The sequence below is a fragment of the Sulfitobacter sp. HI0027 genome (assembly GCF_001634775.1).
GTDB lineage: Bacteria > Pseudomonadota > Alphaproteobacteria > Rhodobacterales > Rhodobacteraceae > Sulfitobacter.
The window spans coordinates 79,467-106,035 of the sequence record NZ_LWER01000046.1 but is presented as its reverse complement, the minus strand read 5'-3'; the positions used below and the strand labels follow the sequence as shown (position 1 = coordinate 106,035).

General features: G+C 62.0%; 28 protein-coding genes. 10 read left to right on the top strand and 18 right to left on the bottom strand.

Annotation, left to right across the window (positions count from 1 at the left end):
- Positions 1-7: 7 nt before the first annotated feature.
- Together A3722_RS03335 and A3722_RS03330 are read right to left on the bottom strand one after the other, a co-directional pair.
- Entirely contained in the window at positions 8-706 is a 699-nt protein-coding gene (locus tag A3722_RS03335) for an NYN domain-containing protein (RefSeq protein WP_067629017.1), read from the bottom strand.
- On the bottom strand, positions 703-1,122 hold the full coding sequence (locus tag A3722_RS03330) for a Fur family transcriptional regulator (protein ID WP_067629018.1): 420 nt from the start codon (positions 1,120-1,122) through the stop codon (positions 703-705). The genes A3722_RS03335 and A3722_RS03330 overlap by 4 nt, the downstream gene beginning before the upstream one ends.
- Positions 1,123-1,470: 348 nt before the next feature.
- Between A3722_RS03330 and A3722_RS03325 the strand changes: the two genes are divergently transcribed.
- Both A3722_RS03325 and A3722_RS03320 read left to right on the top strand, forming a co-directional pair.
- Positions 1,471-2,778: a DEAD/DEAH box helicase gene (locus A3722_RS03325; protein WP_067629019.1), complete on the top strand. Its 1,308-nt coding sequence runs from the start codon at positions 1,471-1,473 to the stop codon at positions 2,776-2,778.
- Between the two features lie 57 nt (positions 2,779-2,835).
- The gene (locus tag A3722_RS03320; protein ID WP_201721953.1) at positions 2,836-2,985 is read left to right on the top strand and encodes a hypothetical protein; all 150 of its coding nucleotides are present in this window, start codon (positions 2,836-2,838) and stop codon (positions 2,983-2,985) included.
- A gap of 2 nt (positions 2,986-2,987) precedes the next feature.
- Here A3722_RS03320 and A3722_RS03315 read toward each other — a convergent pair whose 3' ends face one another.
- From A3722_RS03315 to mazG, 4 genes are all read right to left on the bottom strand, one after another.
- Entirely contained in the window at positions 2,988-4,397 is a 1,410-nt protein-coding gene (locus tag A3722_RS03315; protein ID WP_067629021.1) for a protein adenylyltransferase SelO, read from the bottom strand.
- Positions 4,397-4,846 (bottom strand): GNAT family N-acetyltransferase, encoded by a 450-nt coding sequence (locus A3722_RS03310; RefSeq protein ID WP_067629022.1) that lies wholly within the window; start codon positions 4,844-4,846, stop codon positions 4,397-4,399. The genes A3722_RS03315 and A3722_RS03310 overlap by 1 nt, the downstream gene beginning before the upstream one ends.
- Positions 4,843-5,784, bottom strand: a complete 942-nt coding sequence (locus tag A3722_RS03305) for a nucleoside hydrolase (protein ID WP_067629023.1) — start codon at positions 5,782-5,784, stop codon at positions 4,843-4,845. The genes A3722_RS03310 and A3722_RS03305 overlap by 4 nt, the downstream gene beginning before the upstream one ends.
- Before the next feature lie 77 nt (positions 5,785-5,861).
- Positions 5,862-6,686: a nucleoside triphosphate pyrophosphohydrolase gene (gene mazG, locus A3722_RS03300; RefSeq protein ID WP_067629024.1), complete on the bottom strand. Its 825-nt coding sequence runs from the start codon at positions 6,684-6,686 to the stop codon at positions 5,862-5,864.
- Positions 6,687-6,750: 64 nt separating this feature from the next.
- On the opposite strand from mazG, the gene A3722_RS03295 reads away from it, so the two are divergent.
- From A3722_RS03295 to A3722_RS03285, 3 genes are all read left to right on the top strand, one after another.
- The gene (locus A3722_RS03295; RefSeq protein ID WP_067629025.1) at positions 6,751-7,920 is read left to right on the top strand and encodes a M20 aminoacylase family protein; all 1,170 of its coding nucleotides are present in this window, start codon (positions 6,751-6,753) and stop codon (positions 7,918-7,920) included.
- On the top strand, positions 7,920-8,885 hold the full coding sequence (gene speB, locus A3722_RS03290) for an agmatinase (RefSeq protein WP_067629026.1): 966 nt from the start codon (positions 7,920-7,922) through the stop codon (positions 8,883-8,885). Before A3722_RS03295 ends, speB begins: the two co-directional genes overlap by 1 nt.
- Positions 8,886-8,990: 105 nt before the next feature.
- Complete coding sequence (locus tag A3722_RS03285) at positions 8,991-9,416, top strand: DUF1499 domain-containing protein (protein ID WP_067629027.1); 426 nt, start codon at positions 8,991-8,993, stop codon at positions 9,414-9,416.
- On the opposite strand, the gene A3722_RS03280 is transcribed toward A3722_RS03285, so the two are convergent.
- A complete protein-coding gene (locus tag A3722_RS03280; protein WP_236627335.1) occupies positions 9,354-9,641 on the bottom strand; it encodes a hypothetical protein in 288 nt (95 codons plus the stop codon). The two genes, A3722_RS03285 and A3722_RS03280, sit on opposite strands and share 63 nt — an antisense overlap.
- 72 nt (positions 9,642-9,713) lie before the next feature.
- On the opposite strand from A3722_RS03280, the gene prfA reads away from it, so the two are divergent.
- From prfA to A3722_RS03265, 3 genes are all read left to right on the top strand, one after another.
- On the top strand, positions 9,714-10,769 hold the full coding sequence (gene prfA / locus A3722_RS03275) for a peptide chain release factor 1 (RefSeq protein ID WP_067629028.1): 1,056 nt from the start codon (positions 9,714-9,716) through the stop codon (positions 10,767-10,769).
- On the top strand, positions 10,766-11,608 hold the full coding sequence (gene prmC, locus A3722_RS03270) for a peptide chain release factor N(5)-glutamine methyltransferase (protein WP_067629029.1): 843 nt from the start codon (positions 10,766-10,768) through the stop codon (positions 11,606-11,608). Before prfA ends, prmC begins: the two co-directional genes overlap by 4 nt.
- A 209-nt stretch (positions 11,609-11,817) precedes the next feature.
- The gene (locus tag A3722_RS03265) at positions 11,818-12,447 is read left to right on the top strand and encodes a DUF4167 domain-containing protein (protein WP_067629030.1); all 630 of its coding nucleotides are present in this window, start codon (positions 11,818-11,820) and stop codon (positions 12,445-12,447) included.
- A gap of 63 nt (positions 12,448-12,510) precedes the next feature.
- Here A3722_RS03265 and A3722_RS03260 read toward each other — a convergent pair whose 3' ends face one another.
- Genes A3722_RS03260 through lptF form a run of 7 tightly spaced genes read right to left on the bottom strand, consistent with a single transcriptional unit; the run spans position 12,511 to position 20,513 of the window.
- A complete protein-coding gene (locus A3722_RS03260; protein ID WP_067629032.1) occupies positions 12,511-13,089 on the bottom strand; it encodes a hypothetical protein in 579 nt (192 codons plus the stop codon).
- 2 nt (positions 13,090-13,091) lie between these two features.
- A complete protein-coding gene (gene rsmA / locus A3722_RS03255; RefSeq protein WP_067629033.1) occupies positions 13,092-13,934 on the bottom strand; it encodes a 16S rRNA (adenine(1518)-N(6)/adenine(1519)-N(6))-dimethyltransferase RsmA in 843 nt (280 codons plus the stop codon).
- Complete coding sequence (pdxA, locus tag A3722_RS03250) at positions 13,931-14,905, bottom strand: 4-hydroxythreonine-4-phosphate dehydrogenase PdxA (protein ID WP_067629035.1); 975 nt, start codon at positions 14,903-14,905, stop codon at positions 13,931-13,933. Before pdxA ends, rsmA begins: the two co-directional genes overlap by 4 nt.
- Complete coding sequence (locus A3722_RS03245; protein ID WP_067629037.1) at positions 14,902-16,140, bottom strand: peptidylprolyl isomerase; 1,239 nt, start codon at positions 16,138-16,140, stop codon at positions 14,902-14,904. The genes pdxA and A3722_RS03245 overlap by 4 nt, the downstream gene beginning before the upstream one ends.
- On the bottom strand, positions 16,128-18,284 hold the full coding sequence (locus tag A3722_RS03240) for an LPS-assembly protein LptD (RefSeq protein WP_067629039.1): 2,157 nt from the start codon (positions 18,282-18,284) through the stop codon (positions 16,128-16,130). The genes A3722_RS03245 and A3722_RS03240 overlap by 13 nt, the downstream gene beginning before the upstream one ends.
- A 1-nt stretch (position 18,285) precedes the next feature.
- Positions 18,286-19,383 (bottom strand): LPS export ABC transporter permease LptG, encoded by a 1,098-nt coding sequence (gene lptG, locus A3722_RS03235; RefSeq protein ID WP_067629041.1) that lies wholly within the window; start codon positions 19,381-19,383, stop codon positions 18,286-18,288.
- Positions 19,380-20,513 carry an LPS export ABC transporter permease LptF gene (lptF, locus tag A3722_RS03230; RefSeq protein ID WP_067629043.1) on the bottom strand — a complete coding sequence of 378 codons (1,134 nt, stop codon included), beginning with the start codon at positions 20,511-20,513 and terminating at the stop codon, positions 19,380-19,382. Before lptF ends, lptG begins: the two co-directional genes overlap by 4 nt.
- 131 nt (positions 20,514-20,644) lie before the next feature.
- On the opposite strand from lptF, the gene A3722_RS03225 reads away from it, so the two are divergent.
- Both A3722_RS03225 and A3722_RS03220 read left to right on the top strand, forming a co-directional pair.
- Positions 20,645-22,117: a leucyl aminopeptidase gene (locus A3722_RS03225; RefSeq protein ID WP_067629045.1), complete on the top strand. Its 1,473-nt coding sequence runs from the start codon at positions 20,645-20,647 to the stop codon at positions 22,115-22,117.
- A gap of 7 nt (positions 22,118-22,124) precedes the next feature.
- On the top strand, positions 22,125-22,583 hold the full coding sequence (locus A3722_RS03220; protein ID WP_067629047.1) for a DNA polymerase III subunit chi: 459 nt from the start codon (positions 22,125-22,127) through the stop codon (positions 22,581-22,583).
- A 51-nt stretch (positions 22,584-22,634) separates the two neighbouring features.
- Here A3722_RS03220 and A3722_RS03215 read toward each other — a convergent pair whose 3' ends face one another.
- The 4 genes from A3722_RS03215 to A3722_RS03200 all read right to left on the bottom strand — a co-directional run bounded on the left by A3722_RS03215 (position 22,635) and on the right by A3722_RS03200 (position 26,483).
- Positions 22,635-23,111, bottom strand: a complete 477-nt coding sequence (locus tag A3722_RS03215) for a hypothetical protein (protein ID WP_067629049.1) — start codon at positions 23,109-23,111, stop codon at positions 22,635-22,637.
- A 149-nt stretch (positions 23,112-23,260) separates the two neighbouring features.
- Positions 23,261-23,842 carry a retropepsin-like aspartic protease family protein gene (locus A3722_RS03210; RefSeq protein ID WP_067629051.1) on the bottom strand — a complete coding sequence of 194 codons (582 nt, stop codon included), beginning with the start codon at positions 23,840-23,842 and terminating at the stop codon, positions 23,261-23,263.
- A gap of 45 nt (positions 23,843-23,887) precedes the next feature.
- Positions 23,888-24,526 carry a MarC family protein gene (locus A3722_RS03205; protein WP_067629053.1) on the bottom strand — a complete coding sequence of 213 codons (639 nt, stop codon included), beginning with the start codon at positions 24,524-24,526 and terminating at the stop codon, positions 23,888-23,890.
- Positions 24,527-24,617: 91 nt separating this feature from the next.
- Positions 24,618-26,483 carry an ABC-F family ATP-binding cassette domain-containing protein gene (locus A3722_RS03200; RefSeq protein ID WP_067629091.1) on the bottom strand — a complete coding sequence of 622 codons (1,866 nt, stop codon included), beginning with the start codon at positions 26,481-26,483 and terminating at the stop codon, positions 24,618-24,620.
- Positions 26,484-26,569: the final 86 nt, after the last annotated feature.

Sequence of the window (26,569 nt, the reverse complement as noted above, 5' to 3'; positions counted from 1 at the left end):
CCCCGCTCTAGCTTTTCAAGCGAACCATGAGCCGATTGCCTGTCTTTCGGGTTTCCAATGCCTTCAGATCAGCCGCTAAGGCGCTCAGTTTGCCATGGCCGTATGTCCGGCTGTCAAAATCCGGATGCGCAGCCTGTATCGTCTGGCCGATCTGGCCGAGATTGTACCAATCGTCCTCAGTGTCGATCTTATCCATCGCGGCTTTGAACAGGGGCAGGGCGTCGGCCACTTTGGCGCTGGCGCGGGACGTCGTGTCCGGCTCCGCGCCGTCGAGGTTTTCAATTAGAATGAAGCGGTTATAGACGTTGCGCAGCGAATCGTGGGTCTTCTTTTCGCCGATGCCGATCACCGTCACCCCATCTTCGCGCAGACGGTTCACCAGCGCGGTGAAGTCACTGTCGGACGAGACGATCACGATGATATCGAAGCGGCGGCTGTGCAGAATGTCCATCGCCTGAATGACCAGTCCTATGTCGCTGGCGTTTTTGCCCTTGGTGTTCGCGGTTTCCTGATGGGCCACCAAGCCCAACTCGCGGATCGGCGCCTTCCATCCTTTGAGGTGGTCATTCGACCAATCGCCATAGACGCGGCGCAGGGCGGGCTCTCCGATGGTTGTGACCTCCCGCATGATGGCTGCGGCATGTTTGGCCGGGACATTGTCGGCGTCGATCAACACGGCCAGCAGGGGGCGGTCACGGTCGGTCATGGGTCATCCTTCTTGATTGGCACACCATAGAGTTCCATCCGATGCCCCTGCAGTTTGTAACCCAATTTACGCGCGATCCGTTCCTGAAGCTCTTCGATTTCGGCGTCGACGAATTCGATCACCTCGCCGGAATTCACGTCGATCAGGTGGTCGTGATGTTCGCGCTGCGCATCTTCATAGCGCGCCCGGCCATCGCCGAATTCTAACTTGTCGAGGATGCCTGCCTCTTCGAACAATTTCACCGTGCGGTAGACCGTGGCGATAGAGATGCCGCTGTCGATCTCAGTGGCGCGGGCCAGCAATTCCTCGGCATCGGGATGGTCGTCGCTGTCGTGAATCACCTGCGCGATGACCCGGCGTTGACCTGTCATGCGCAGGCCCATGGCCTCGCACCGTTTGATGATCGGGTTGCGCATCGTTTCGCCCTTCGTCCGTCGGACCACGTTCCTAACATTCTAGCGCGGCCAGACGCCACCGCAATTGAACCCTGCCGGTTGACTTTTGCCCGCGCACCGCCCATGTGGGGGTTAAGCGAAGCCTTCTGCCGCGTGAGCAGTATCAGCGCCAAGTCCCATAAGGGGCCTCTGGGACGCTGACGACAAGGCCCGCCGATGTTCCCAAAATCACGCGTGGGGCCAAGCGCGACAGACGGGTGTGAGGCATGTGGCCTGCGCCCGCGATCTGGCTTGCGCGACCCCGTGGCGCCTGAATTGGGCGCGGCGACTAAGGATGGCGCGCGCCCCCGCGTGCCGGAAAGTGAACGAATGAGCGATTTTGACATGATGGGCCTGCCAAAGAACTTGGTGGCCCGGTTGAATGAAATGGGTCTGAAAGATCCAACCCCGATCCAGCGCCAAGCAATCCCCCAAGCCATGAATGGCCGTGACGTGATGGGCCTTGCCCAAACCGGCACGGGCAAGACAGCGGCCTTTGGTGTGCCGCTTATCGCACAGATGATGGAGCTTGAAGGCCGTCCCGCGCCACGCTCCGTGCGCGGGCTTGTCTTGGCCCCGACACGCGAGCTGGCCCAACAGATCGCCGTGAACCTGCGCGGCTATGCCGAAGGCACGCCGATCAAAGTGGCGATGGTTGTCGGCGGTCAGTCGATAAACACCCAGATCAAGCGTCTGGAGCGCGGTGTCGATCTCTTGATCGCCACGCCGGGCCGTCTGCTGGACCTGCTGGACCGCCGCGCGGTGAAGCTCGACACGACGACCTTCCTCGTGCTGGATGAGGCCGACCAGATGCTCGACATGGGGTTCATCCATGACCTGCGCAAGATCTCGAACCTGATCCCAAAAGAGCGTCAGACGATGCTGTTCTCGGCGACCATGCCCAAGCTGATGAACGAGATCGCCAACAGCTATCTTAGCAGCCCGATCCGCATCGAGGTCTCACCTCCGGGCAAGGCGGCGGACAAGGTGACGCAAGAGGTTCACTTCATCGCGAAGGCCGAGAAGACAGAGTTGCTGAAGGAACTGCTTGCCAAGCACAAAGGCGAGCGGGCGTTGGTCTTTGGCCGCACGAAACATGGCTCGGAAAAGCTGATGAAGACGTTGGTCAAAGCCGGTTTCGACGCCGCCTCGATCCACGGCAACAAAAGCCAAGGTCAGCGGGACCGGGCGATTGCGGGTTTCAAAAATGGCGACATCACCGTGCTGGTGGCCACCGATGTGGCGGCGCGGGGTTTGGACATTCCGGATGTGAAACACGTCTACAACTTCGACCTGCCGAACGTGCCCGACAACTATGTGCACCGGATCGGTCGGACCGCGCGGGCGGGCAAGGACGGCGCTGCCGTGGCCTTCTGCGCACCGGATGAAATGGGCGAGTTGAAAGCGATCCAAAAGACCATGGGCATCTCGATCCCTGTGGCTTCGGGCCGTCCTTGGGAAGTGATTGATGAGCCGTCCAAACCCAAAGGCCGTGGCCGTGGGCGCGGTGGCCGTCCCGGTGGCGGCGGTGGGCGTCCCGGTGGTGGTGGCGGCGAAGGCGCTGGCAAGCCAAGCGGTGGTCGTCGCCGTCGGCGCGGTGGCGGCGGCGGGAAGCCGGGCGGCCAGCAGGCAGCCTAAGCCGACACTTAGAAGTTGAACGACCCAATGGCGTGCTGTGACAACCACAGCGCGCCATTGACTTATCCGACCCGCGTGGCTGCGGTCTTAGCGGTGCTTTTAGGCTGGCTGATCCTGTCGCAAGACATCGGGCTCACCGTTTGGTTCGCCCTGCTGCTGGTGGCGACGGGGATGCACCTGATCAACCGCAAACCCCGGCGTCGTTAGGCTCAGGTGCCGCAGAAGGTCGCCGGGACGATCTCATCTTCGGTCGGCGGGCGCTGAAGCTCGGGATCGGTCTCTTCAAAGGGCGTCGCCAGCGCTGTCATCAACCGCTTGAACGGGGCCATGTCGCCCGCAACGGCGGCTTCGATCATCTGCTCAATCCGGTGATTTCGCGGGATCACGGCAGGGTTTGCCGCTCGCATGACCGCCTGCGGGGCCGGCTCATCCTTGATCCGGCTGCGCCAGTTTTCGGCCCATGTGTCAAAGGCATCGCGGTCGGTGAACTGATCACGCGCTTGCTCGGTCCCAAGGGCGCGGAACGTGTTGGTGAAATCCGCGCCGTCCGTTTGCATCAGGCTCAGCAGTTCATTGATCAAATCAACATCCTCGGGCCTGGGGTTAGAGATGCCGAGTTTGGCCGCAAAACGGCGAAGCCATGCGGCTTCGATCAACTCGGGCATGTCATGCACGATTTCGGTGGCGTCTTCGACGGCAGTCTCTTTGTCGTCCATCTGCTGTAAAAGCGAGGTCGCCAGTTGCGCCATGTTCCACACAACGATCTGCGGTTGATTGCCGTAGGCATATCGGCCCTGCCGGTCGATGGAACTGAACACACGGCCCTGATGAAACGCATCCATAAAGGCGCAGGGGCCATAGTCGATCGTCTCGCCCGAGATGCTGCAATTGTCGGTGTTCATAACACCGTGGATAAAGCCGAAGGACATCCATTGCGCCACCAGTTCCGCCTGCGCGGCACAGACCGTGCGCAGAAGGTCAAGCGGACCCTCGGCATCGGGATAATGCCGCGCAATGGCATAGTCGGTGAGGGTTTTGAGCGCCTCCGTCTCTCCGCGATGGGCGAAGACTTGAAAGGTGCCGACGCGCAGATGGCTTGCGGCGACGCGGGTGACAATGGCGCCGGGCAGGGGCCCGCTTTCGCGCAGGATCGGCTCCCCGGTGGCAACGACGGCGAGGGCCCGGGTGGTCGGCACGCCGAGCGCATGCATCGCCTCGCTGATCAGATATTCGCGCAGCACCGGCCCAACCCAAGCGCGGCCATCGCCCATACGGGAATAGGGCGTCGGGCCGGAGCCTTTTAGCTGAATGTCACGGCGCTTGCCGACGCTGTCTATGACCTCACCCAGCAGGATTGCACGGCCATCGCCAAGCTGCGGGTTGAAGTTGCCGAACTGATGCCCGGCGTAAAGCTGCGCCAAGGGGGCCGCCCCTGCGGGCACCGCATTGCCGCCGAAAACCTGGGCGCGGGTCTTTGCATCGCCGCCTTCGATACCCAGCGACGCCGCCAGATCGTCGTTCCATGCCAAGAGCTTGGGCTCTTTTACCGGCGTCGGGTCGAGCCGGGTAAAGAACCCCTCAGGCAGGGTGGCATAGCTGTTATCGAAAGGAATACGCATCACAGTTTCCGAGACATAAGCATGTAATCCTCGCGGGGGCGGAAGCCCGCACGGGTGTAGACTTTGAGCGCCGCTTTGTTGGTGCGGTCCACCTCAAGATGGATGGCGCGCAACCCGCCTGCGGCAAGCGCCCGTGGCAGAGCGATCAGCGCTTCCGAGGCAATGCCGCGCCCCCGCACGCCGGGACGGACGTAGATTTCATCAATGATGGCGTCCAGCCCGCCGAATTCAACCGACCAGCCGAAACAGATCACCACATAGCCAATCGGCGCGCGGGGCGGGCCGATCAGATAGGCGGCGCCATGGGGGATCCCCTCCAGCAGCGGCGCCAATCCGTTGCGGCGCTGCTCATCAGTCATCTCAATGCCCGCTTCGGCATGAAAGGCCGTGACCAGCCCGACCAATTTATCAAGATGCTCAGGCGCGCCGAGGGTGAGATGTGCGCTCATAGACGGGCCAGCCTTTCGGTGAGCAGCGCAAAGAACCCATCGGCATCAAGGTCGCCCACGAAAAGTGCGTTGGGCGCGCGGTCGGTCACGCCCCACCAGTCGGCCACGGTCATGCCCATGGTCAGCTCTGACTGGGTCTCGATCTCGACGTTGATGTGGCGGCCTTTGAAAAGGTCGGGGTTGATCAAATAGGCGGTCACGCAGGGATCATGCAGCGGCGCGCCTTCGGAGCCGTATTTTTCCTTGTCGAACCGCTCGAAGAAATCGGTCATCTCGGCCACGGCGACGCCCACCGGCGTGCCAATCGCGCGGAAGGCATCGTTGCGTGGTTTGGTGACCAGTGCCTTGTGAGTCACGTCAAGCGGCATCACGACGATGGGAATTCCAGATTTAAACACGATATCAGCAGCATGCGGGTCGACGTAAATGTTGAACTCGGCCGTGGGGGTGATGTTACCCCCCTCGAAATAGCCGCCGCCCATCAACACGATCTCTTGCACCTTTTCGGCGATATCGGGCGCCTTTTGCAGGGCGGTTGCGATATTGGTGAGCGGGCCCAAGGGGCAGAGGGTCACGCTGCCTGCGGGATGGGCGCGGAGCTGTTCGATGATGAAATCGACCCCATGGCCCTCGGCCAGCGGCATGGTGGGGTCGGGCAGGTCGGGGCCATCTAGGCCGGTCTTGCCATGCACATGTTCTGCCGTCACCAAGTCACGGCCCAGTGGGCGGTCGCAACCGGCAAAGACCTTTACATCCCGGTGCCCCGCCAATTCACACACGATCCGCGCGTTTTTCGAGGTGAGATCCAGCGGCACGTTGCCCGCGACACAGGTTATGCCCAGAACGTCGATCTCTTCGGGGCTGGCCAGCGCAAGGAGGATCGCGACGGCGTCGTCCTGTCCGGGGTCGGTGTCGATGATGATTTTGCGCGGGGTCATGGGCTTACTTTCGTCAAATTGCTTGGGGCAGAGCCTTGCCGGAGGCTCATGTCTTTGTCCAGCCGCAGGCCCGGCGATTAGCCGCGTTCCGCCAGTTTCACCGCATCCCAAAGCGCATCCATCTCGGCTAGATCACTGTCTTGCGGGGTTTTGCCCATGGCCGCGAGCCGGGCCTCAATGCCCTCGAAACGCCGGGTGAATTTGGCATTGGCGGCGCGCAGAGCGGCTTCGGGGTCGAGCCCAAGGTGGCGGCCCAGATTGGCCATGACAAAGAGAATATCGCCGTATTCCTCCTCAACCTCGGCCTGCGAAAGCGTATCTTTCGCCTCGACCAATTCGGCGGCCTCTTCGGTGATTTTGTCCAGCACCTGTGTCGTCTCGGGCCAATCAAAGCCGACCCGCGCTGCACGTTTTTGCAGCTTCATTGCGCGCAACAGAGCAGGCAGGCCAATCGCCACCCCGTCCAGCGTGCCACCCTGTGCTTTGCCAGCGCGCTCTGCGGCTTTGATCTTTTCCCAGTCGGCGGTCTGCTGTTCGGCACTTTTGTCGCGAGATTCGTCGCCAAAGACATGCGGGTGGCGCGCCACCATCTTATCGCTGATGTTGCGCACCACAGATTGAAAGGAGAAATGCCCCGCTTCTTCGCCCATGGCCGTGTGATAGACCGATTGCAGCAGCAGATCGCCCAGTTCGCCCTCAAGTTCCGCCCAATCGCGACGGGCAATGGCATCGGCAACTTCATAAGCCTCTTCAATGGTATAGGGGGCGATGCTATCGAAATCCTGTTCGATGTCCCAGGGGCAGCCGGTGTCGGGATCACGCAGGCGGCGCATGATTTCAAGCAGCCGTTCAATGCCCGCATCGGAATCGTGAATGAGATCGGCTTTTGTGTTGTCCGGCATTGCAGGCCCCGTATGTCTGGTGTCAGATGCACCCTGACCAAACCAACCCCAAGGAGTCCAGCCCATGCCCGTGGTAAACCGCATCAATGCCTTTGCGGAGGATATGACAGCGTGGCGGCGCCATTTGCATAGCATCCCTGAGTTGGATCTGGAATGTCATGAGACGGCGGCCTTTGTCGCCGAACGGCTGCGGGAATTTGGCGTCGATGAACTGCACGAAGGCATCGCGACAACCGGTCTGGTTGCCATCGTCAACGGGCAGGGCGCAGGGCCGACGATCGGCCTGCGCGCCGATATGGATGCCCTGCCCATACATGAAGCGACGGGCAAGGACTACGCCAGCACCCGCATGGGCAAAATGCACGCCTGCGGACATGACGGGCATACCACGATGTTGCTGGGGGCCGCGCGTTATTTGGCCGAAACACGCAATTTCTTGGGCCGAGTGGCGCTGATCTTTCAACCTGCTGAGGAGGCCAGCGGCGGCGCTGGTATTATGGTCGACGAAGGCATCATGGAGCGGTTCGATATCGCGCAGGTCTACGGCATCCACAACATGCCCGGGTTGGACGAAGGCGCGTTTTTCACCACCCCGGGGCCGTTCATGGCAGCGGTGGACGAGTTTCACATTCACATCAAGGGCAAAGGCGGCCATGGCGCGATGCCCCATGACACCCGCGATCCTGTGGTGGCGGCCTGCGGCATCGCCACAGCGATCCAGACCATCGTCAGCCGCAATCATCTCGCCTCGCAGGATTTGGTGGTCTCGGTCACGCAAATCCACACCGGCAGCGCCGATAACATCATTCCAGAGACCGCCTATATCAACGGAACCGTGCGCACCTTTGACCGCGAGGTGCAGGAGATGGTGATGCGCCGCATGCAGCAGATCGTGGACGGGCAGGCGGCAAGCTATGACGTTTCAGCCGAGCTGGTCTATGAGGTCGGCTATCCCGCCACGGTCAACGATCCCGCCAAGACCGAAACCGCCATCGCGGCGGCAAGCGAAGTGGTGGGCGCGGACCGCGTGCATGGCGACTATGGCCGCGAAATGGGCGCGGAAGATTTCAGCTTTATGCTTGAAAAACGCCCCGGTGCCTATCTGTTTCTCGGGACCGGTAAGGGCGCGGGGCTGCACCATCCGGAATACGACTTCAACGACGAGATCGCGCCGCTCGGCGCATCCTTTTTCGCCCGTATCGTTGAGCGGGCACAGCCAGCAGGAGGCAAGTAATGGCACTGGAAGACGCGGCCAAACAGATGGATATGGCCTTTACCCGCGAGGACCTCAAAGGGCCGAGCTATGAGTTGACCTTTGGCGGGGCAACCTCTTTCCTGCGACGTAAATACACCAAGGATCTGACCGGTGTGGACATCGCGGTAACCGGCGTGCCTTTTGATCAGGCCGTCACCAACCGCCCCGGCACCCGCCTTGGCCCCCGCGCCATCCGCGAGGCGAGCGCGCTGCAAGCGCCCGACGCGCCCTATGGCTGGGATTTCGATGTGCTGAGCGAGTTTGCCATCGCTGATTATGGCGATCTGGCTTTCGACTATGGCCATGTCAGCCAGTTTCCGGCGGCACTCACCGCGCATATCAAGACCATTCTGGATGCCGGTGCGGCCTCGGTCGTGCTGGGCGGGGATCACTATATCTCCTTCCCGATCCTCAAGGCCTATGCCGAAAAATACGGGCCGATCAGCCTGTTACAGTTCGACGCTCACACGGACACATGGCAAGACGATGACATGGACCGGATCGATCACGGCACCATGTTCTACAAGGCCGTGAAGTCCGGTATCGTCGATCCCGCGACCAGCGTGCAGGTCGGCATCCGCACTACCAACGAAGACACGATGGGCGTCAACATCATCGACGCACGTGAGGTGCATGAAAAAGGGCCGCAGGCGACCGTGGCAAAGATCAAGGAGATCCTTGGCGATCGTCCTTGCTATCTGACCTTTGATATCGACGCGCTTGATCCGGCCTTTGCCCCCGGCACCGGCACGCCGGTCTGGGGTGGGCTGACCTCGGCGCAGACCTCGATCATGCTGCGCGATCTGGCCGGGATCAACATCATGGGCGGCGACGTGGTTGAGGTCTCTCCGCCCTTCGACACCACAGGCGCGACGGCGATCGCGGGCGCGCATGTCGCGACCGAGATTCTGTCGTTGCTGGGCCACCGCATGAGAACCGCGTGAGCGAAGGCCACAACATCATCGGGCGACCCTCAGGCTGGGGGGCCGCCCACCTGACCGCGACCACCTGCGTCGCCTCAAATCGCCGACCTTTGAAAGGTGCTTAAAATGCTGTTCTGGATCATCGTGATCGCCCTCGTCGCCTTGGTGGCCTATGTCCGATTTGCGCCAACCGATACCGCGCGTTGGCATGTTCAGGCCGAAGGGCAGAAGATGGGCAAGACACAAGGCACAAACAGCTATATCTGGCGCGCACCGGTTGACGGCGACGGGCAAGAGACCTTGGCGCAGCTTGACCGTGCCATCATGCAGACCCCGCGTACCGAGGTCGTCGCCGGATCACTGGTCGAGGGGCAGGTCACCTATGTTACCCGCACCAAATTGATGGGCTATCCAGATTTCACCACCATCGGCGTCTATGGCGCTAATCCGCGCTACGTTGAGGTCTATGGCCGCTCGCGCTTTGGCCGGTCAGATCTGGGGGTCAACGCCAAGCGGGTGAACGGATGGCTCGATCAGATCGAGGCGCGATGACAGGCAGCCTTGCTGCACCTCGCGCCACATCGGCACGTTGAGCGACATCTGGCACTGGGCCATGAACATGCGGCCACCGACCTGCAGGCAGATGGTTTCACCCAGTTCCACACGGGCGCCGGTGCTGTTGGTGCAATAGCAATCAATCGTCTTGCCGCCCGGCGCTTTGACATCCGCAAGGGCAGGGTGCAGGGCCGTCAGGGCCACAAGGCAAGTGAGCGGCATGATGCGTTTCATAGCCCATGATAGCATAAGCCGCCTCTTGACCAAAGCATTTGCATAAGCGACAGGAACCTCATGATCCCGATGCACCGCCTCGCGCAAATCTCGCAACGCTTCCAGTTTCTGGAGGCCAGCATGTCTGCGGGCTCCGATGGGGCCGATTTTGCAGCCCTCGCCAAGGAATACAGCGATCTCAAGCCGGTGGTGGATCAAATTGATCTTTACCAGCAGCTTCAGCGCGACCTTGAAGAAGCCGAGTTGATGCTGAAAGACCCCGAGATGGCCGAGCTTGCCCGCGAAGAACTGCCGCGTCTGCGGGCACGTCTGCCGGAGGTGGAGCAGGGATTGCAGCTGGCGCTTCTGCCGCGCGATTCCGCCGATGCGAAACCCGCGATGTTGGAGATCCGCCCCGGCACTGGCGGAGATGAGGCGGCGCTGTTCGCGGGCGACCTGTTGCGTATGTACCAACGCTACGCCGAAGCGCGGGGCTGGGGGTTCGACCTGATCGAAAGCCAGATGACCGAACTTGGCGGCGTGAAAGAGGTTGTGGCCCATATCACCGGGCAGAACGTTTTTGCCCGGCTGAAGTTCGAGAGCGGCGTGCACCGGGTCCAGCGCGTGCCCTCGACAGAAAGCGGCGGGCGTATCCATACCTCGGCAGCCACCGTGGCGGTGCTGCCCGAAGCCGAGGACGTGGATATCGAGATCAACGCCAATGACCTGCGGATCGATACAATGCGCTCCTCGGGTGCGGGCGGCCAGCACGTTAATACCACCGATTCCGCCGTGCGCATCACCCATATCCCAACTGGGATCGTGGTGACCTCATCCGAGAAATCCCAGCACCGCAACCGCGACAAGGCAATGCAGGTGCTCAAAGCGCGGCTCTATGACATGGAGCGCAGCCGGATCGACAGCGCACGGTCCGCCGACCGCGCGGCGCAGGTGGGCACGGGCGACCGGTCCGAGCGCATCCGGACCTACAACTTCCCACAAGGGCGGATGACCGATCACCGGATCAACCTCACTCTGTACCGGCTTGAGGCCGTGATGCAGGGCGATCTGGATGAGATCGTCGATGCGCTGACCGCCGACGCCCAAGCGCGGCAATTGTCGGAGATGGAGGGGTGAGCCCCCAGACCGCGGCCCAAGCCATGGCCGCCGCGGCTGGGCGGCTCCGGGCGGCGGGCGTGCCCGATCCGGCGCGGGATGCGCGGCTTTTGTTGGCCCATGCCGCCGCCGTGGATGCCGCCCGCGTGACCCTGATCGCGCCCGAGGAAATCGCCCCCGAGGTCGCCGAACGCTTTGAGCAGCTCATCGCCCTGCGGGCCGTGCGGGTACCGGTCTCACAACTCATTGGACGGCGGGCATTCTATGGCCGCGACTTTGCGATCAGCCGCGATGTGCTCGACCCGCGGCCTGAGACGGAAACCCTGATTGATCTGGCCCTCGGCAATGATTTCTCCCGCATTCTGGACCTTGGCACCGGGTCGGGTTGTATCCTCGTTACCCTGCTGGCCGAGAGGGCGCGCGCGACGGGGCTGGGCGTTGACCTTTCCGAAGCTGCCTGCCTTCAGGCCAGCGCCAATGCGGTGCAGCATGGGGTGGCCGAACGGGCCGACATCCGTCAATCCGATTGGTTCAGCGCCGTTGATGGGCGCTTTGATCTGATCTTGTCGAACCCACCCTATCTGGCTGCCGATGAAATGGCTGCGGTCTCTCCGGAACTGCGTCAGCACGAGCCAGAGATGGCGCTGACCGATGGGCAAGACGGGCTGAGCATCTACCGCATCATCGCCGCCGAGGCGCAGGGCTATCTCACGCCTGAAGGCCGGGTCATGGTCGAAATCGGCTGGCAACAGGGTGAAGCGGTGCAGGAAATCTTTGCCGCCGCAGGCTGGGGACGGGTGACGCTGGCGCATGATCTGGATGGGCGGCCAAGGGTCGTTTCAGCCGATAAACCGGCGTGAAAACGCGAAAAATCCGCCATTTGGCAGGCCAAGCGGCAGTTTCTTCTTGCCCAAGCCTGTCTGGCATGGTTAGTCAGGGGTGTTGCAGCGGTGGATGCCATAGGCGGTCCCGCGCGGCACTATGCCCAACATATCGCTTAGGCCGGGTTCAAGACGTGCTTTGCACCCCCCGGTGAACGACACACAGCACACAAGGCTGACATCATTCCATGAATTCTCCCAGATCACGCTCCCGGTCGAAGAATAACCGCAAACGCTCGTCGCAAGGTGGCGGCGGCAATGTCGTCAACCGTGTTTTTGACAGCTCCGGCCCCGAGGGTAAGGTGCGCGGCACGCCGCAGCAGGTTATCGAGAAATACAACCAACTGGCCCGCGATGCACAGTTGAGCAATGACCGTGTTGCCGCCGAGAACTTTCAACAGCACGCCGAGCATTATCTGCGTCTGCTGAGCGAAGCGCAGCGCGAGGTGGATCAGCGCCGCGAAGAGCAAGAGCGCCAGAACCGTGAGCGCCAAGCTGAGCGGGATCGCGAGCGCGCAGAGCGTCAGGAGCGCGAGGCGCAGCAGGGCGGAAATCAACCTCAGGGCAATCAGTCTCAGGGAAACCAACCGCAAGGCGATCAGCCAAAAGCGGAGAAACAGCCCGAGCAAGAGCCCGCTCAGCAGCAAGCCGAGGCCGAGACGAACAGCGAAGAGAGCACGCTGGTCGACACGCCCGAGAGCAAGCCCAAGCCGAAACGCGCTCCGCGTCGCAAGCCCAAGCCGAAAGCGGCAGAGACACAGCCGCAGGACAATGGCAGCGATGGCGACGGTAACGACACCGCCAAAGCCGCAGAATAACAAAAGCCCCGCAAATTGCGGGGCTTTTTCGTGTGGGACTTTGGTAGGGCGCGCGGAGTGGGCTTACCCTTCCATCCCCGCCTGCACATATCTAACACGTCCGTTGCGCCGCAACACTTCTTCACGCGGCTCCCAGTCGTAGCGCGGGTCGCTCATCACCGGCGACCAGAACAACTCGCCGCCCTGCCGCCATGGATCAAGGACAAGCCCTGCCTCCATCTGGGCACCCGCCGCCGAGATGATGGCCGTCGAATGATCCAGCAGGATCCGCGAGTCGCCATTGGCGATGGCCCGGTGCATGTCGAGCGTGGCGAAACCTTCGGCCAACAGCCGTTTCTCCAGATCCTCTGCCCAATGCCAACACAGGCCCCGTGGCTTGCTGCCGTTGTTGACCTTCACGTTATGGATCAGCGGCGGGTCGGTGATTTGATAGGCAATCGCCAGCTCATGGGTATGACGGTAGGCGATCCGCGCTGCACGGGCGGCCTCTGCCGGGTCCACACTGGGCGAGAGTTCTGTAATGGCACGGGTCAGCGCCGAAATATCGGCCTCAGTCCCCAGTGGTGGTGGCCCGTTGCGGGGCAAGGCACAGGCGGAAAGCGTCAGCAGCAGCGTGCAGACGAGCAATAGACGGTAGAACATTTTCACCCCTTGGCGATTTCACGGGCAAGGGCGCAGAAGCCCTCTAGCGGCACCTGCTCGGCCCGGTCGGTGGGTTTCAGTCCGGCGGCGTGAAGGCGATCTTCGATATCCGGCGCGGCGCCCTTGAGGGCCGAGCGCAGCATCTTGCGACGTTGATTGAACGCCATCGCGACCACGCGGCTGAGCGCGGCGGGATCAGCCGGATATCGCGGCTCGGGCAGGGCGGTCAGGTGCACCACGCTCGACGAGACCTTTGGCGGCGGCGTGAAAGCCCCCGGCGGCAATTGCATGACGATCCGCGCATCACTGCGCCATTGGGCCAGCACGGCCAGCCGCCCATAGGCTTTGGAGCCGGGCGTCGCGACGATCCGCTCGGCCACTTCGCGTTGGAACATCAGGGTCAGGCTCTGCCAAAACGGCGGCCACTCGGGCGGGGTGAGCCAGCGCACCAGCAATTCGGTCCCGACGTTATAGGGCAGGTTGGCGGCCACGCGGATCGGCGGGGTCAGATGGCTCAGCGGGTCGATCTCCAGCGCGTCGCCTTCGATCACCGTGAGGCGACCGGGGTAATGTTCTGCCACCTCGGCCAGCGCGGGCAGGCAGCGGCGGTCCTTCTCGATCGCCAGCACATGCCGCGCGCCCTCGGCCAGCAGACCGCGGGTCAGGCCACCGGGGCCGGGGCCGATTTCCAGCACGTCGCAATCGGCCATATCCCCCGCTTGCCGCGCAATCTTGGCCGTGAGGTTCAGGTCCAGCAGGAAGTTCTGGCCGAGCGATTTCCGCGCGGCCAGTTCGTGTGTGTTGATCACCTCGCGCAGCGGCGGAAGGTTGTCGATTGCACTCATGTTTTCTGGCCCATCTGCCATGCCAGTTTGATCGCTTCGATCATGCTGGTCGGGTTGGCGCGCCCTTGGCCCGCGATGTCAAAGGCGGTGCCGTGATCGGGGGAGGTGCGCACGAAAGGCAACCCCAGCGTCACATTCACCCCCCGGTCAAAGTCCAACGTCTTGATCGGGATCAGCGCTTGGTCATGATACATCGCCACTGCCGCGTCATAGCCTGCGCGGGCGCGGGCGTGGAACATCGTATCGGCGGGCAGCGGCCCGGCCAGCGCGTAGCCTTCACCTTGCATTTCGATAATCAGCGGCGCGATCCAGTCAATCTCTTGCTGCCCCATGCTGCCGCCTTCGCCCGCGTGGGGGTTCAGCCCGGCCACAGCAATGCGCGGACGTTCAACGCCGAAACGGCTCTGCAATTCCTGCGCCGTGATCTCAATCGTGCGGCGCAGGCCCGCGGCTGTCAGCGCCTGCGGCACCTGATCCAGCGCGATGTGGATCGTGGCGGGCACGATGCGCAACTGGTCGGAGGCCAGCATCATCACCACGTAGTCGACGCCTGCAAGTGCTGCGAGATATTCGGTATGGCCGGGGTAGGCGAAATTTGCGCCGTCCTGCAGCGCCTTCTTGTGGATCGGCGCGGTGCAGATGGCGCAAGCGGCCCCCGTCTGCACCAGATCGACCGCGCGGGCGATCACGTCAATCACCCCCTGCGCATGGCCGGGCTGCGGCACCCCGGCGAGCGCGGCACTGTCAAAAGCGTGAGGCAACACAGGCAGCGCATCGGCACTTGGCCCGCCCGCATCATCCGCACTGTCGATCAAACGGTGCGGGACATCCGTGGGCAGGTGGCGCGGGTCGCCGATCCAGAACATCGGGATGTCAGACGAAAGCGCCGCCCAAGCACGGGCGGCGATCTCTGGGCCGATACCTGCGGGTTCACCGCAGGTGATGGCCACCGGCCGGGAGGGGCTGCTCATTGGCGGGTGATACGGGCTTCGGCGCGGGCCTGTTCCAACAGTTGCGTGGCGTAGCCCTCAAGCTTGCGCTGCCGGATTGAGCTTACCACCGCGTCGCGGTTCACATCGGCATTGGCCGCCGTGGTGCGGTTGCACAGCATGAGGAACACCAACGTCTCCCCATTGGCGCGGGTCAGCGTGGTCGAGACTTCGCCGGGGTCGAGTTTGGCCAGTTCGATGGCCACGTCCTGTGGAATCTCTGCCGGTGCCTTTGAGCCGCGGTCGAGCACATTGGCAGGCTGGCCCTTGGCAACACCGTAAAGGTCATCACATTGATCTACCTGACCGCGCAGCTGCGCTGCGCGCGACAGGGCGGCCTCGGACCGGCCACCGGGGATGTAATAGGCGGCGTAGTCAATCTCGGAATATTCAACGCTGGGCTTGCCAGTCTCTTCGATGCCGCGCAGCTGGAACAGGGCCACGGCGTTGGGGATCGGTAGCGGGGCCGTCACCTCACCGGGGGCAAGCGCCAGCAGGATCGGGCGCAGGCTGGCGGGCAGATTTTCAAGCGGGGTCCAAGGCATCTTGCCGCCGCGCCCGCGTGAGGCGGTGGCGGAATATTGGCTCGCATAGGACGAGAACTCAGCCTCAGTCCGGCTCTGCGCGATCCGCTCGGCCAGCGCATTCACCTGATCGGCGTTTTGCGGCGGGGCGGGGATGATGATCTCGGACAAAAGCACGCGCAGGCCATTGTTGCCCCGGCTGCTGCCAAGGGCGCGGTCGACCTCTTCGTCGGTGATGTCGACACGGCCATTATAGCGCGCGCGGATCAGATCACGCCACGCGGCGCTGATCACGATGAAGTCACGAAAGGTCTCTTCCGAGATCTGCGCCTGACCCAGAACCTTGAGAAATTCTTCGGTCGTCAGATCAGCGCGGCTGGCAAATTCGGACATGCCGGATTGAATGCCCTCTGGCGTGACTTCGAGCCCGGCTTGGTCAAGCACTTGCCCGCGCAGCCGGTCGTCGATCAGACTGTCGATCACGCTGTTGGTATCCGTTCCCGGTGCGCCGATCAGCTGCATGAAACGCTGCCGCTGCTGGACTTCGTAACCGGTGATGACCTCATCGTTGACACGGGCCACGGGCGCAAAAAGGTTCTGCGCCGCTGCGGATTGGCCGACCACCACAGCAAAGGCGAGTGCCGCAGTGCCACGGATCCCGGCACGGACTGTCTGTTTCGTTACTTCCCACATGAGCGTACGTATCTTTCTGTTCCGGTGTTTGCGGCAAAGCCCCTGAGGCCGATGTTAAAACCGATATCCGTTGAGGGCTCAACACTTGTTGAGGATGAATAGCTGCGGTTAACGGAAAGGTCGACCTGCACGCATTCATTGTTGTAGCTCAGGCCAAGACCTGCCGTCGCGGCGCGTTCATCAGCGAGGTCGAACCGCCAATCGGCAGAGGCCTGCCATTGGTTATTGATCGAAAAACTGCCGTCAAAGGTAATCTCTGACACGTTCTCGTCGGGGTCTTCAGCTGCGTCTTCTTGCAACCAAACATAGCTGCCTGCGATTTGGCCGCGTTTAAAATCCCAGACACCGCGCATTTCGGCTTTTGCGACCTCAAAATCATCATCCACCAAGCCGCGACCAATGATCGCCAAGCCGTTATCGCTGCGCAATTGGCCAGCCAGCAGGAAATCTGAACGGGTGCCCTGCAAACCCGAGCTAAAGGTGAAAGCGTCATCTGCATTGGCCCGGATCACATGGCCGAAAGAGAAATCGGCATCGAGCCCGGTAGGGTTGAGACGTGCCCAGTTCAGACCAAAGGCCGCAACCGCACCCCGTTCGCGTCGGTCGGGCCGCGGGAAGCGGCTGAGCGACAAAAGATTGCCTTCGTCATATTCGACCAGCGTGCTTTCTTCGTTGGGGATGTTCAATCGATCGCCACCAGTCCAGCCCAATTGAACAATAGGTTCAAGCTGTTGCACGACGCCACTCACTTCGCGGCGCTGCATGGGGTAGCGCATCGATACAGAGGTGTGCGGTACGAGTTCGTAGTGTCGTTCGGTGTAAAAGGCGTCTTGGGCGATGTTGAACAGACCAAGGCTCGCCCCTGCCTGCAGATCGGTTACCAGTCCGTTGTTAAGGGTAAAGCGCCGCATCCAATCGGCCTCGACGTTGATCCGCGACACATCGCGCCCATCAGCTTCGGCATCGATATCGTCAACGCTGTCGGTGCTTAGGTCAGAAGTCCGACGGTGGCTATGGGCCTCAAGAGATAACTGAACTTCGCCGCCAATCGATGTCGGGAAATATCGTCGTTGATATTCGCCATCCAAAACAAGGTTGGGCAGCAAATCATTGTCCTCGCCATCACGCAGCGATTGGTAGTTCAGCAGGCTTGCCCGCACATATTGATCCCGCCGCGCGCGGCTGACGGTCAACTCGCTGGTCAGGCGGTCTTTGTCGGAATAGCCGTAGTCACTGAGGTAGGACCGGTCGCTGGTGACCTCAATCCCGAAGTAAAGTTTATAATCCCGCCGCAGATCGAAGGTGCCGGTGCCAAACAGGTAGCCACGGGTTTCACCCGGCTCCAATTCGTCATCGGTGATCGCGCCGTCAAAGTCGATCCGGCCAGAAACGAAAGCCTGACGGTAGCGGAATTCAAGCGTGCGGGTTTCGGCGGAAAGATAGGGCGTCAGCGTCAGATCGCGGTGATCGCCAATCTTAATGAAATAGGGCAGTTTCAGCCCCACGCCCAATTGCGAGGTTGAGCGGACAGACGGGGCGAGGAAGCCGGTCGCGCGGTCCAATGTCGGGTCGGGCAGGCGGAGGCGCGGCAGATAGGCGACGGGCACGTTCTTGATGCGGAACTGCGCCTCGTCAAAGTAAAGCTGCTGGGCCAGTTGGTCATGCACCACCCGTTTGGCGCGGATTTGCCAAAGTGGCGTTTCGCCATCTTCGCATACTTTGCAAGAGGTTACGGCGGCTTTGTAAAGTTGACTATAGCGCCCTTCGACACGGTTGATCTGCACGGCAGCCAGTTGCAATTGCTGTTCAAGGATCATCCGCGCGCCGCGCAGCAGCCCTGATTGCAACCCCGCATCGAGGGAGGCCGCATCGGCGAGGATCGTGGTATTCTCCCCCTCCGACAGCACAATCGGTCCTTCGATGCTTAAAGCGCCGGTGGCCTGATTATAGCGGATCGCCGTGGCACGCAGCCGCGTCTCTCCTTGGAAGGCTTCGACGTTTCCCTGCGCAACCAATACCTTGTCACGGGTAATGAATACCTGATCGGCCACCAGAACGGCCGGTCGGTCGGTAGCGGGGGCGGTTTGCGCGCTCATCGTCAGGGGCGCAAAAGTAAGGGCAAGTCCAACAAGGGCCGCGCGCATGTCAGCCATCCTCCGCGTGCAAAAGCAGGCCTAATGCCAGAAAAATCGCGGCCACGGGCGGTGCCCAAGCGGCGAGGGTTACGGGGATTTGGCCGTTTTCGCCAAGGATTTGTGCGAAACTGCGAATGAAATACAAACCGAACCCCAGCAAAATCGAGGCCAGCACAGCAACGCCGGTCCCCCCAAAGCGGGTATGGCGCATGGTGAATGCGCTCGCAACCAGAACCATGGCGACCAGAAAGAAGGGCCGCGCCAGTTCGGCCTGCAACCAGACCTCATGCTGGCGCGTGCTGAAGCCTGCCTGTTCCAATTGTCGGATGAACTCTGGCAACTCGTAGATGGACACGGCAGCCACCCGGCCAATGCTCTCGCGGATGCGCTCAACGGTCAGGGATGAGGGGATGGTCAGGGTCTCATGCTCTTCAGAGGCGCCTTCGGCGTTCACCCCGGCCTCCAGCGGCCAAATCTTGGCCCCGGTCAATTCCCAGTCGCCACCGCTCAGCTGCGCGCTTTCGGCTTCGATCCGGCGGATCGGACCTTTCTCGGCGTCATAGCTGATGATCGTCACATTATAGAGAACGGAGGCATCGCTGTTGGTGCGCCACGCGCGAATCACCGATTGGCCTTCTTCCGTGCCCTGACGCAGCCAAAGCCCCTCGTCGCTCACCGACAGGGCCGAGCGACCGTTGGAGCGGTATTTCTGGGTCAGTTGCTCGGCCCGTTCACTGGTCGCGGCGACGATGGGGTTGAGAAAGGCCACCGCCAACGTGCCGATGATCAGCGCCACCACCACCGGTGCCACCAGCGCGCGCAGGGCAGAGCGGCCTGCGGCACGGGTCACCACCAACTCCGAGGACCGCGCAAGACCGATGAAAAGCGCCACCGTGGCAAGGATCATGATCAGCGGCAGGATCATATTGATGGTCTGCGGCATGTGCAGCAGCGTCATCCCCAAGACCTGATCCCAGCCCACATCATCATCGGCAAAGCGCCGGGCCTGATCCACACCATCGACCAGCATCACCAAGGCAGCCAGCACGCCGGTGATGACGAGAAAGCTCATGAAAAAGCGGCGGGCGAAGTAGAGATGGAGGATCATGCAGCCGCCCCTTTGCCACGTAGCCGCCGCCTTATCCAGCGCGGATGTGCCGCCTGCCATAGCATTGCCGGCGTCAGCACGGCCCCGATAAGCGAGGGCAGGTAGGCCAGCGGCCAGAGGGCCGCGGTCTCACGGATTTGCACCACCATCGTGCCCCGCAGCCCGTCAATGGCGATGAGCAGGCCAAAGGCGATCACCGCCTCGCGCCAGACGCCAAAACGGGAAAAGCCGCCAAGGATCAAAGTGGCAAAACCGATCATCGCTGCGACGAGGCAAAACAGTGGTTGCGCAAAACGGCCATGCAGCTCTTCGGCGACGACGCCCGCTGTGGTGTCGGTTTGCGCCGCAACCTCGCCCCAATTCCAAAGCAGATCGGGCGTCACCATGGCGCTGACCGACGGGTCAATCGCATCGCCACTGCTCACCAAGGGAGAAATATCAAAGGAAAAGTCGCGGAATTTGGCCGTGGCCAAACGGTTGCGTTCGGTGTCCAGCCGCTGCGCCATACCGCTGAGCATGATCAGCGTCGTGCTATCGCCATTGCGCGCCAGATAGGCTTCGGCGGCGGTATAGATCACCCCCTCATTGGCCTTGCGCCGATCCGACAGAAAAACATCACGCAGCACTCCATCGTTGTCGATGGCCCGAGTGTAGAAGGTCACATCGTCGGAAGGGTGGAGAAAAGTCCCCTCTGTCAGCAGCCGCGCGGTGAGGTTACGCGAGATCTCAGCCTCGCGCTGTTTCAACTGACCCTGCGCCATGGGCACCAGAAAATGGCTAAGCACCGTCATCATCACCGCCACACACAGCCCGAAGACAAAGACAGGCCAAGCCAGCCGCCATGGGCCAGCGCCTGCGGCCTGCAGCACGGTCAACTCAGATTCGCCCGACATGCGGTTGGTCACATAGACCGAAGCGGCAAAGGTCGCGATGGGCAGGACGGTGACGATGAGCTTGGGCAGGCCAAGGGCCGTGAACTCCAAAAATACCAGCGCAGATTGGCCATCGCCGATCAAACGGTCGAAAAGGACCACCGCACGGTTGATCCAGAACAGCGCCACCAGCACCAGAGCGAAAAAGCCGAACATAACCAGAAGTTGCGACAGCATGTAGCGGTCAATTCTTGCCACTCTGATCCCCCGAGATGCTCTGACGGCCTTTGCGCAGATCCTAAAGCAATTCGCGGGGCGGGAAAACTGCTATCTGGCCATGCGCGGCGCGGCGCGCTAGGTCTGGGGCAAAATCAACCATGAGGCATGCCATGACCGATCTGACCCCCATTACCTTCGCCGAGACCGACATCGACCGTATCGCGGGGCATTCCGGTCGGGTCGCGGTGTTTCTTGAGCCTGAAGGGCGGCTCGATGCCGGCGCGCGGCGGGTCAATCGGCTGACCAAAGGCGCCTTGCAGCGGCTCGTGGAAAGCGAGCGTTTCGCGGCGCTGAAGCCCGGTGACATGCTCAGCCTGGGCTATCCCGCTGGCATGGCGGCAGAGGCGGTGGATGTGATCCACATGCCGCGCCGGGCCGATGTGATGACCGCGCGCAAAGCCGGGGCCGCGCTGGCCAAGCGCCGGGGCGACAGTGATCTTTTGCTGCTTACCGCCGCGACCCGCCGGGTGGCGGATGTGGCCTTTGGGTTGGCGATGCGGGACTATGGGTTCGAAGATCACAAATCCGCGCCCAAGCCGCGTAAAGGCAGTGTTGAGGTGATGTGCTCCAAACCCGAGGAGGCCCGCGAGGCCGCAGCGCCGTTGATGGCGGTGGCCGAGGGCGCTTTCATGACGCGCGATCTGACCAACGCGCCTGCCAACATCCTGACCACAACCAATTTTGCCGAACGTCTGGCGGAAATGGAGAGCTTGGGCCTTAAAGTTGAAGTGCTGGATGAGGAAGAGCTTGCAAGCCTCGGTATGCGCACGCTTTTGTCTGTGGGGCAGGGGTCTGACAGCCCTTCCAAAGTCGTCGTGATGCGGTGGGATGGCGGCACAGATGATGCGGCCCCGCTGGCGCTGGTCGGTAAGGGCGTTGTCTTTGACACCGGCGGCATCAGCCTCAAACCCGGCGCGGGCATGGAAGACATGACCATGGATATGGGCGGCGCGGGGGTCGTTTCCGGCGTGATGCGCACGCTGGCGCTGCGCAAGGCCAAGGCGAACGTCGTGGGGCTGGTGGGCATCGTCGAAAACATGCCCTCGGGCAATGCGACCCGTCCGGGCGACGTGATTACCACTATGAAGGGCGACACGGTTGAGGTCATCAACACCGACGCCGAGGGGCGTTTGGTGCTTTGCGATGTCATGTGGTACGCGCAGGACCGCTTCAAACCTGCCGCGATGATCGATCTGGCCACGCTGACCGGTGCGGTCATTATCGGGCTGGGCCATGAAAACGCCGGGGTCTTCTCGAACGATGATGGGCTGTGCAACGATTTCCTGAAAGCCGCCGAGAGTGAAGGCGAGGGCGCATGGCGTCTGCCGCTGGGGCAAGGCTATGACGATCAGTTGAAAAGCCGGATCGCCGATATGAAAAACATCGGCGGGCGTCCGGCGGGGTCGATCACGGCGGCACAATTCCTTAAGCGTTTCGTCAAGGATGAGACGCCATGGATCCACCTCGACATCGCCGGGGTTGCCTCGCTGAAGTCCGAGAGCACGCTGGCCCCTGCAGGTGCGACCGGCTGGGGCGTGGCGGCGCTGAACCGACTGGTCGCCGACCGTTTCGAGAAGGGCTGAGCCGGAGATGGGGGCGGCTTACTTCTACCACCTGACCCAGCGACCTCTGGTCGAGACGCTGACGATGCTGCTGGAAAAGTCGCTCGCCAACGGTTGGCGCGTGGCCTTACGCGGGAGCGACCGCGAAGGGCTGCAAGCACTCGACCGGGCGCTTTGGACCTATTCGGACGACAGTTTTCTGCCTCATGGCATGGCGGGCGGGCCGCGGGATGCGGAGCAACCGGTGCTGCTAACTTTGGAAGACGGCACGCCCAATCGCGCGGACTGTTTGATGGCGGTGCATGGTGCCGATGTCACCGCCGAAGAGATCGCGTCGCTGCAACGGGTCTGCGTATTGTTCGACGGGCATGACCCCGTGGCGCTGGATCAAGCACGCGGCCTGTGGAAGCGGCTGAAATCCGAAGGCGCGTCGGCGCAATATTGGTCTGAGGAAAGTGGTCGCTGGGAAAAGAAGGCCGAGACCTAAAGGCCAGCGGAGCAGGGGCAGGGCCGCAAGGCCGCCGCCCCTGACTGCTGGTCAGGCCGCTTTGTCGAGGGCGGGTTTCGCGGCAGCCGTGGCTTTGCTTGCGGTGGCCTCTGGCGCATCCGGTTCGACCTTGCTGACGTAGGATTTGGCAGCTTCGACCGCGCTGTTGTTCACCGGTGCGATCGTATCCAGCAAGGCGCGGGTGCGCTGGCTGTCGACGCTGCGCTGTGCGGCCGCACGGGCAAAGGCTTCGTTATCCGCTGTCGTGGCCTTTGGGGCCGTCTCGGTCGGCTTTGCCTGTGCTACGGCTTGCACCGCTTCGGTCTTGGCCGGGGCTTGCACGGACTGAGGTTTGGACGCCTCTTGGGCTGCCGCGCTGTTTTGCGTGGTCTGCCCTTCGCTGGCGGGTTTTGCTTCTGCCTGCGGGGCTTCGTTCTTGGTTTTCTCAGGCTTTTCAGCCTTTTCCGCCTTGGCGGGTTTGTTGCTTTGTTGGTAGGCAGTTGACCCACCCATAATATTGGTCAGCATAGCAGCACGTTCTCCAAAATTGGGTACAGTTGTGCCTTACAGGTATCTGCCCAAAAGGGCGGAAACCTGTTCAATTCACGGCGAATGCGGCGTCATTTTGCGGCGAGTTTGATTCTTCTTTTCGCATTTCGGGCAAGGTTCTCCCCAAATCACCGGCTCAAGCGCAGCTCACCGCCGCTGATCTCGATCCGGCCCCAGCGTTGCAGGTATCCCATCCCCAAAAGTGATTGGGACATGACCCCGTCATTCACCACCGCGGGAACATTGCGGTCAACCGCCTCGCCCACCACGACCTCGTCCAGCCGCACGAAAGCGGTGCGCGTCTCGCCATTGGCGGTGCCCGCGCGGCCAAGGTAATCAAGCCCCTCGGGGTCAATGCCAATCCGCGCGGCGTCGGATTTGGTCAAGACGATATCAGACGCGCCGGTGTCGACGACGAAACGCACCTGAGCACCGTTGATCTGGGCCGTCAGGTAGTAATGCCCATCGCGCCCGCGCGGCAGGACGATCTCACCCTCTTGGTTGACGGAGAGCTGTTGGCGGGCGGTGTCGCGGGTGATGTCTTGCCACAGGCCGACCCCGGCCGCCGCGCCGGTAAAAATCAGCCCCCAGACCGCCGCCTGTTGCAGCGTCTTGTTCATATTGGGCCGGCTTTGCAAAAAGAACCAGCCCGCCAGCATCGCCAGCAAAACGATGAGGTAGATCAGATGTGCTGTATCGATTTCGGCCATGAATGTGCCCCCTTACACCTCATATAGGAAGGGGCCGGGCAAATGTCAGCCGGGCGTGGGGCCGGGGCCAAAACCAAAGGCCGCCAGTCCATCGAGCACGAATTGAACCGAGAGGGCCGCCAGCAACATGCCCAGCAGACGGGTGATGATGTTGATGCCGGTCTTGCCCATCGCCCGCTCTAGCGCGCCGCTGACCTGCATCGTCAACGCCATGACCACCAGCGTCAGCGCGGTGATCACGATGATGGTCAGCAGCCCTTCGCCGCCCGGTTTTTCACCCGTTAGCAGGATCACCGAGGCGATGGAGCCGGGGCCAGCGATCAGCGGAATGGCCATAGGGAAGACCGACGGATCGTCGTGGTCATCCTCATCCGCGCGGTCTTCGCGGCGTTTGGTGCGGCGGTCGAACAGCATGTCGAGCGCGGTGATGAACAAAAGAATGCCGCCCGCCACACGGAAGGCGGGCATCGAGATGCCGATAAAGCCCAGCACCGCCTCGCCAAAGGCGGCAAAGATCAACAGCACCAAGCCCGCCACACCCACCGCGCGCCATGCGATCAGGCGGCGTTGTGCATTGCTCATCCCACGGGTCAAGGCAAGGAAGACCGGCGCGATGGCGATGGGGTCGATCACCACGAACATCGTGACGAGGGCGGTGATCATATAGGCGGTGTCGAGGGTCATAGGTCTTCCTTGGCGCGGGGCTTCTTGCCAGAATGCACGAGGGCCGCCCCTTAGGCGACCCCCGCGATGTGATAAATTGGGCCTTGCTGGGTCAGGCTGTGGCTTTCTCCAGCTTTTCTTGCGCGCCGACCCAGAGGCTCTCCGCACGCTCCAGCGCTTCCATCACTTCAGCGTATTTCTTGTTCCAGACCTCAAGCTCACCGGTCTTAGCATCCTCGTAGAGCGCGGGGTCGGCCAATTTCTTGGCCAGCTTGTCGCGCATCTCGTTGATCTTTTCCATCCGCGCTTCGGCCTTGCGGACTTCGCTGCGCAGGGCCAGCACCTCATCGCGGCTGGCGCGTTTGGGTTTGGGGGCTTCTTTGGGCTGTTTCGAGGGGTTCTTGCTGACAGGCTTTTCGGGTGTCAGCAGCATCTTGCGATAGGCTTCGAGGTCTTCCTCATAGGGTTTGACCGTGCCGTTCGATACAAGCCAAAGCCGGTCGGCCACCAGCGACAATAGGTGCATGTCGTGGCTGACAAGGATCACCGCACCTGAGTAGCGCGTCAGCGCCTCGACCAGCGCCTCGCGGCTTTCGATGTCGAGGTGGTTGGTCGGCTCATCGAGGATCAGCAAATGCGGGGCGTGCAGCGTGGCCAGCAGCAGCGAAAGCCGCGCCTTCTGCCCGCCTGACAGGCGGCCCACCTCGGTCTCGGCCTGTTCCGGGCCAAGACCAAAGCCCGCCAATTGCGCGCGCAGTTTCGATTGCATCACACCGGGGCGGGCGGCGATCATATGTTGCAGCGGCGTCTCTTCGACGATCAGCTCATCCACTTGGTGCTGGGCAAAGAAGCCCACCCGCAGCTTGGAGGAGTTGACCTGCCGCCCGGCCATCAGCGGCAAACGGTCCGACAAAAGCTTGGCCAGCGTTGATTTGCCCTGACCGTTCTTGCCCAAGAGCGCGATACGGTCGTCTTGGTCGATGCGCAGGTTCAGACGGGTCAGCACCGGGTTGTCGTCGCTATAGCCGACCGAGCCGTTCTCGATATTGATAATCGGCGGCGAGAGTTCCTCGGGCTCAGGGAAGGTGAAGACCTTGCGCGCCACATCCTCGGGCGCGGTGATCATATCCATCTTCTCGATCATCTTCAGACGCGACTGCGCCTGTTTCGCCTTGGAGGCTTTGGCTTTGAAGCGATCCACGAAGCTTTGCATGTGATCGCGGCGGGCCTGTTGTTTCTTGGCCATCGCCGCCTGCAACGCGCGTTTCTCGGCGCGCTGGCGGGCGAATTGGTCATAGGGACCCTGATAATACGTCAGCTTGCGGTCTTCGAGGTGCAAGATACCGCCCACGGCGCGGTTCAACAGACCGCGGTCGTGGCTGATGATCAGCACCGTATGCGGGTACTTTGCCAGATAGCTTTCCAGCCAGAGTGCACCTTCGAGGTCGAGGTAGTTGGTCGGCTCGTCGAGCAGCAGCAGGTCGGGCTGGGCAAAAAGAACCGCCGCAAGCGCCACGCGCATCCGCCAACCACCCGAGAAGGCGGAGCAGGGCATCTGCTGCTCTTCGTCGTCAAAGCCGAGACCCTTGAGGATCGACGCCGCGCGGCCTTCGGCGGACCAAGCGTCGATATCGGCCAAACGGGTCTGAATGTCAGCGATGCGGGTCGGGTCTTCGGCGGTTTCGGCCTCTAGCATCAGCCGGGCACGCTCCACATCGGCAGCCAGCACCGTGTCGATCAACGAGGTCTCGGATGAGGGCACTTCCTGCGCCACGCCGCCGATCTTGGCGCGGGACGGCAGAGAGATGTCGCCACTGTCGAGCGACAGCTCGCCACGGATGATCTTGAACAGCGTGGTCTTGCCCGCGCCATTGCGCCCGACGATGCCCACCTTGTGGCCCTCGGGAATCACGGCGGAGGCTTCCTCAAACAGAGGGCGGCCTTCGACGGAGTAGTTGATTTCTGAAATGCGTAACATGCACGCCGTTTGGAGCAAGCCGGGCCGAAGGTCAATCACGGCTTTTCATGTGTTAGACCCCATGCTAGGGAGCGCGCAAATCAACA

What these genes read in the sequence shown, in the direction of transcription:
- A3722_RS03245 (WP_067629037.1), bottom strand. Translation starts at nt 16,140, where the DNA reads ATGTGGGAAGTAACGAAACAGACAGTCCGTGCCGGGATCCGTGGCACT.
- A3722_RS03280 (WP_236627335.1), bottom strand. Translation starts at nt 9,641, where the DNA reads ATGCCGCTCACTTGCCTTGTGGCCCTGACGGCCCTGCACCCTGCCCTT.
- lptG (WP_067629041.1), bottom strand. Translation starts at nt 19,383, where the DNA reads ATGATCCTCCATCTCTACTTCGCCCGCCGCTTTTTCATGAGCTTTCTC.
- A3722_RS03315 (WP_067629021.1), bottom strand. Translation starts at nt 4,397, where the DNA reads ATGCGTATTCCTTTCGATAACAGCTATGCCACCCTGCCTGAGGGGTTC.
- A3722_RS03225 (WP_067629045.1), top strand. Translation starts at nt 20,645, where the DNA reads ATGACCGATCTGACCCCCATTACCTTCGCCGAGACCGACATCGACCGT.
- A3722_RS03210 (WP_067629051.1), bottom strand. Translation starts at nt 23,842, where the DNA reads ATGGCCGAAATCGATACAGCACATCTGATCTACCTCATCGTTTTGCTG.
- A3722_RS03200 (WP_067629091.1), bottom strand. Translation starts at nt 26,483, where the DNA reads ATGTTACGCATTTCAGAAATCAACTACTCCGTCGAAGGCCGCCCTCTG.
- A3722_RS03220 (WP_067629047.1), top strand. Translation starts at nt 22,125, where the DNA reads ATGGGGGCGGCTTACTTCTACCACCTGACCCAGCGACCTCTGGTCGAG.
- A3722_RS03335 (WP_067629017.1), bottom strand. Translation starts at nt 706, where the DNA reads ATGACCGACCGTGACCGCCCCCTGCTGGCCGTGTTGATCGACGCCGAC.
- mazG (WP_067629024.1), bottom strand. Translation starts at nt 6,686, where the DNA reads ATGCCGGACAACACAAAAGCCGATCTCATTCACGATTCCGATGCGGGC.
- A3722_RS03265 (WP_067629030.1), top strand. Translation starts at nt 11,818, where the DNA reads ATGAATTCTCCCAGATCACGCTCCCGGTCGAAGAATAACCGCAAACGC.
- A3722_RS03285 (WP_067629027.1), top strand. Translation starts at nt 8,991, where the DNA reads ATGCTGTTCTGGATCATCGTGATCGCCCTCGTCGCCTTGGTGGCCTAT.
- prfA (WP_067629028.1), top strand. Translation starts at nt 9,714, where the DNA reads ATGATCCCGATGCACCGCCTCGCGCAAATCTCGCAACGCTTCCAGTTT.
- pdxA (WP_067629035.1), bottom strand. Translation starts at nt 14,905, where the DNA reads ATGAGCAGCCCCTCCCGGCCGGTGGCCATCACCTGCGGTGAACCCGCA.
- speB (WP_067629026.1), top strand. Translation starts at nt 7,920, where the DNA reads ATGGCACTGGAAGACGCGGCCAAACAGATGGATATGGCCTTTACCCGC.
- A3722_RS03295 (WP_067629025.1), top strand. Translation starts at nt 6,751, where the DNA reads ATGCCCGTGGTAAACCGCATCAATGCCTTTGCGGAGGATATGACAGCG.
- A3722_RS03260 (WP_067629032.1), bottom strand. Translation starts at nt 13,089, where the DNA reads ATGTTCTACCGTCTATTGCTCGTCTGCACGCTGCTGCTGACGCTTTCC.
- A3722_RS03215 (WP_067629049.1), bottom strand. Translation starts at nt 23,111, where the DNA reads ATGCTGACCAATATTATGGGTGGGTCAACTGCCTACCAACAAAGCAAC.
- A3722_RS03305 (WP_067629023.1), bottom strand. Translation starts at nt 5,784, where the DNA reads ATGACCCCGCGCAAAATCATCATCGACACCGACCCCGGACAGGACGAC.
- rsmA (WP_067629033.1), bottom strand. Translation starts at nt 13,934, where the DNA reads ATGAGTGCAATCGACAACCTTCCGCCGCTGCGCGAGGTGATCAACACA.
- A3722_RS03330 (WP_067629018.1), bottom strand. Translation starts at nt 1,122, where the DNA reads ATGCGCAACCCGATCATCAAACGGTGCGAGGCCATGGGCCTGCGCATG.
- A3722_RS03240 (WP_067629039.1), bottom strand. Translation starts at nt 18,284, where the DNA reads ATGCGCGCGGCCCTTGTTGGACTTGCCCTTACTTTTGCGCCCCTGACG.
- A3722_RS03310 (WP_067629022.1), bottom strand. Translation starts at nt 4,846, where the DNA reads ATGAGCGCACATCTCACCCTCGGCGCGCCTGAGCATCTTGATAAATTG.
- A3722_RS03325 (WP_067629019.1), top strand. Translation starts at nt 1,471, where the DNA reads ATGAGCGATTTTGACATGATGGGCCTGCCAAAGAACTTGGTGGCCCGG.
- A3722_RS03205 (WP_067629053.1), bottom strand. Translation starts at nt 24,526, where the DNA reads ATGACCCTCGACACCGCCTATATGATCACCGCCCTCGTCACGATGTTC.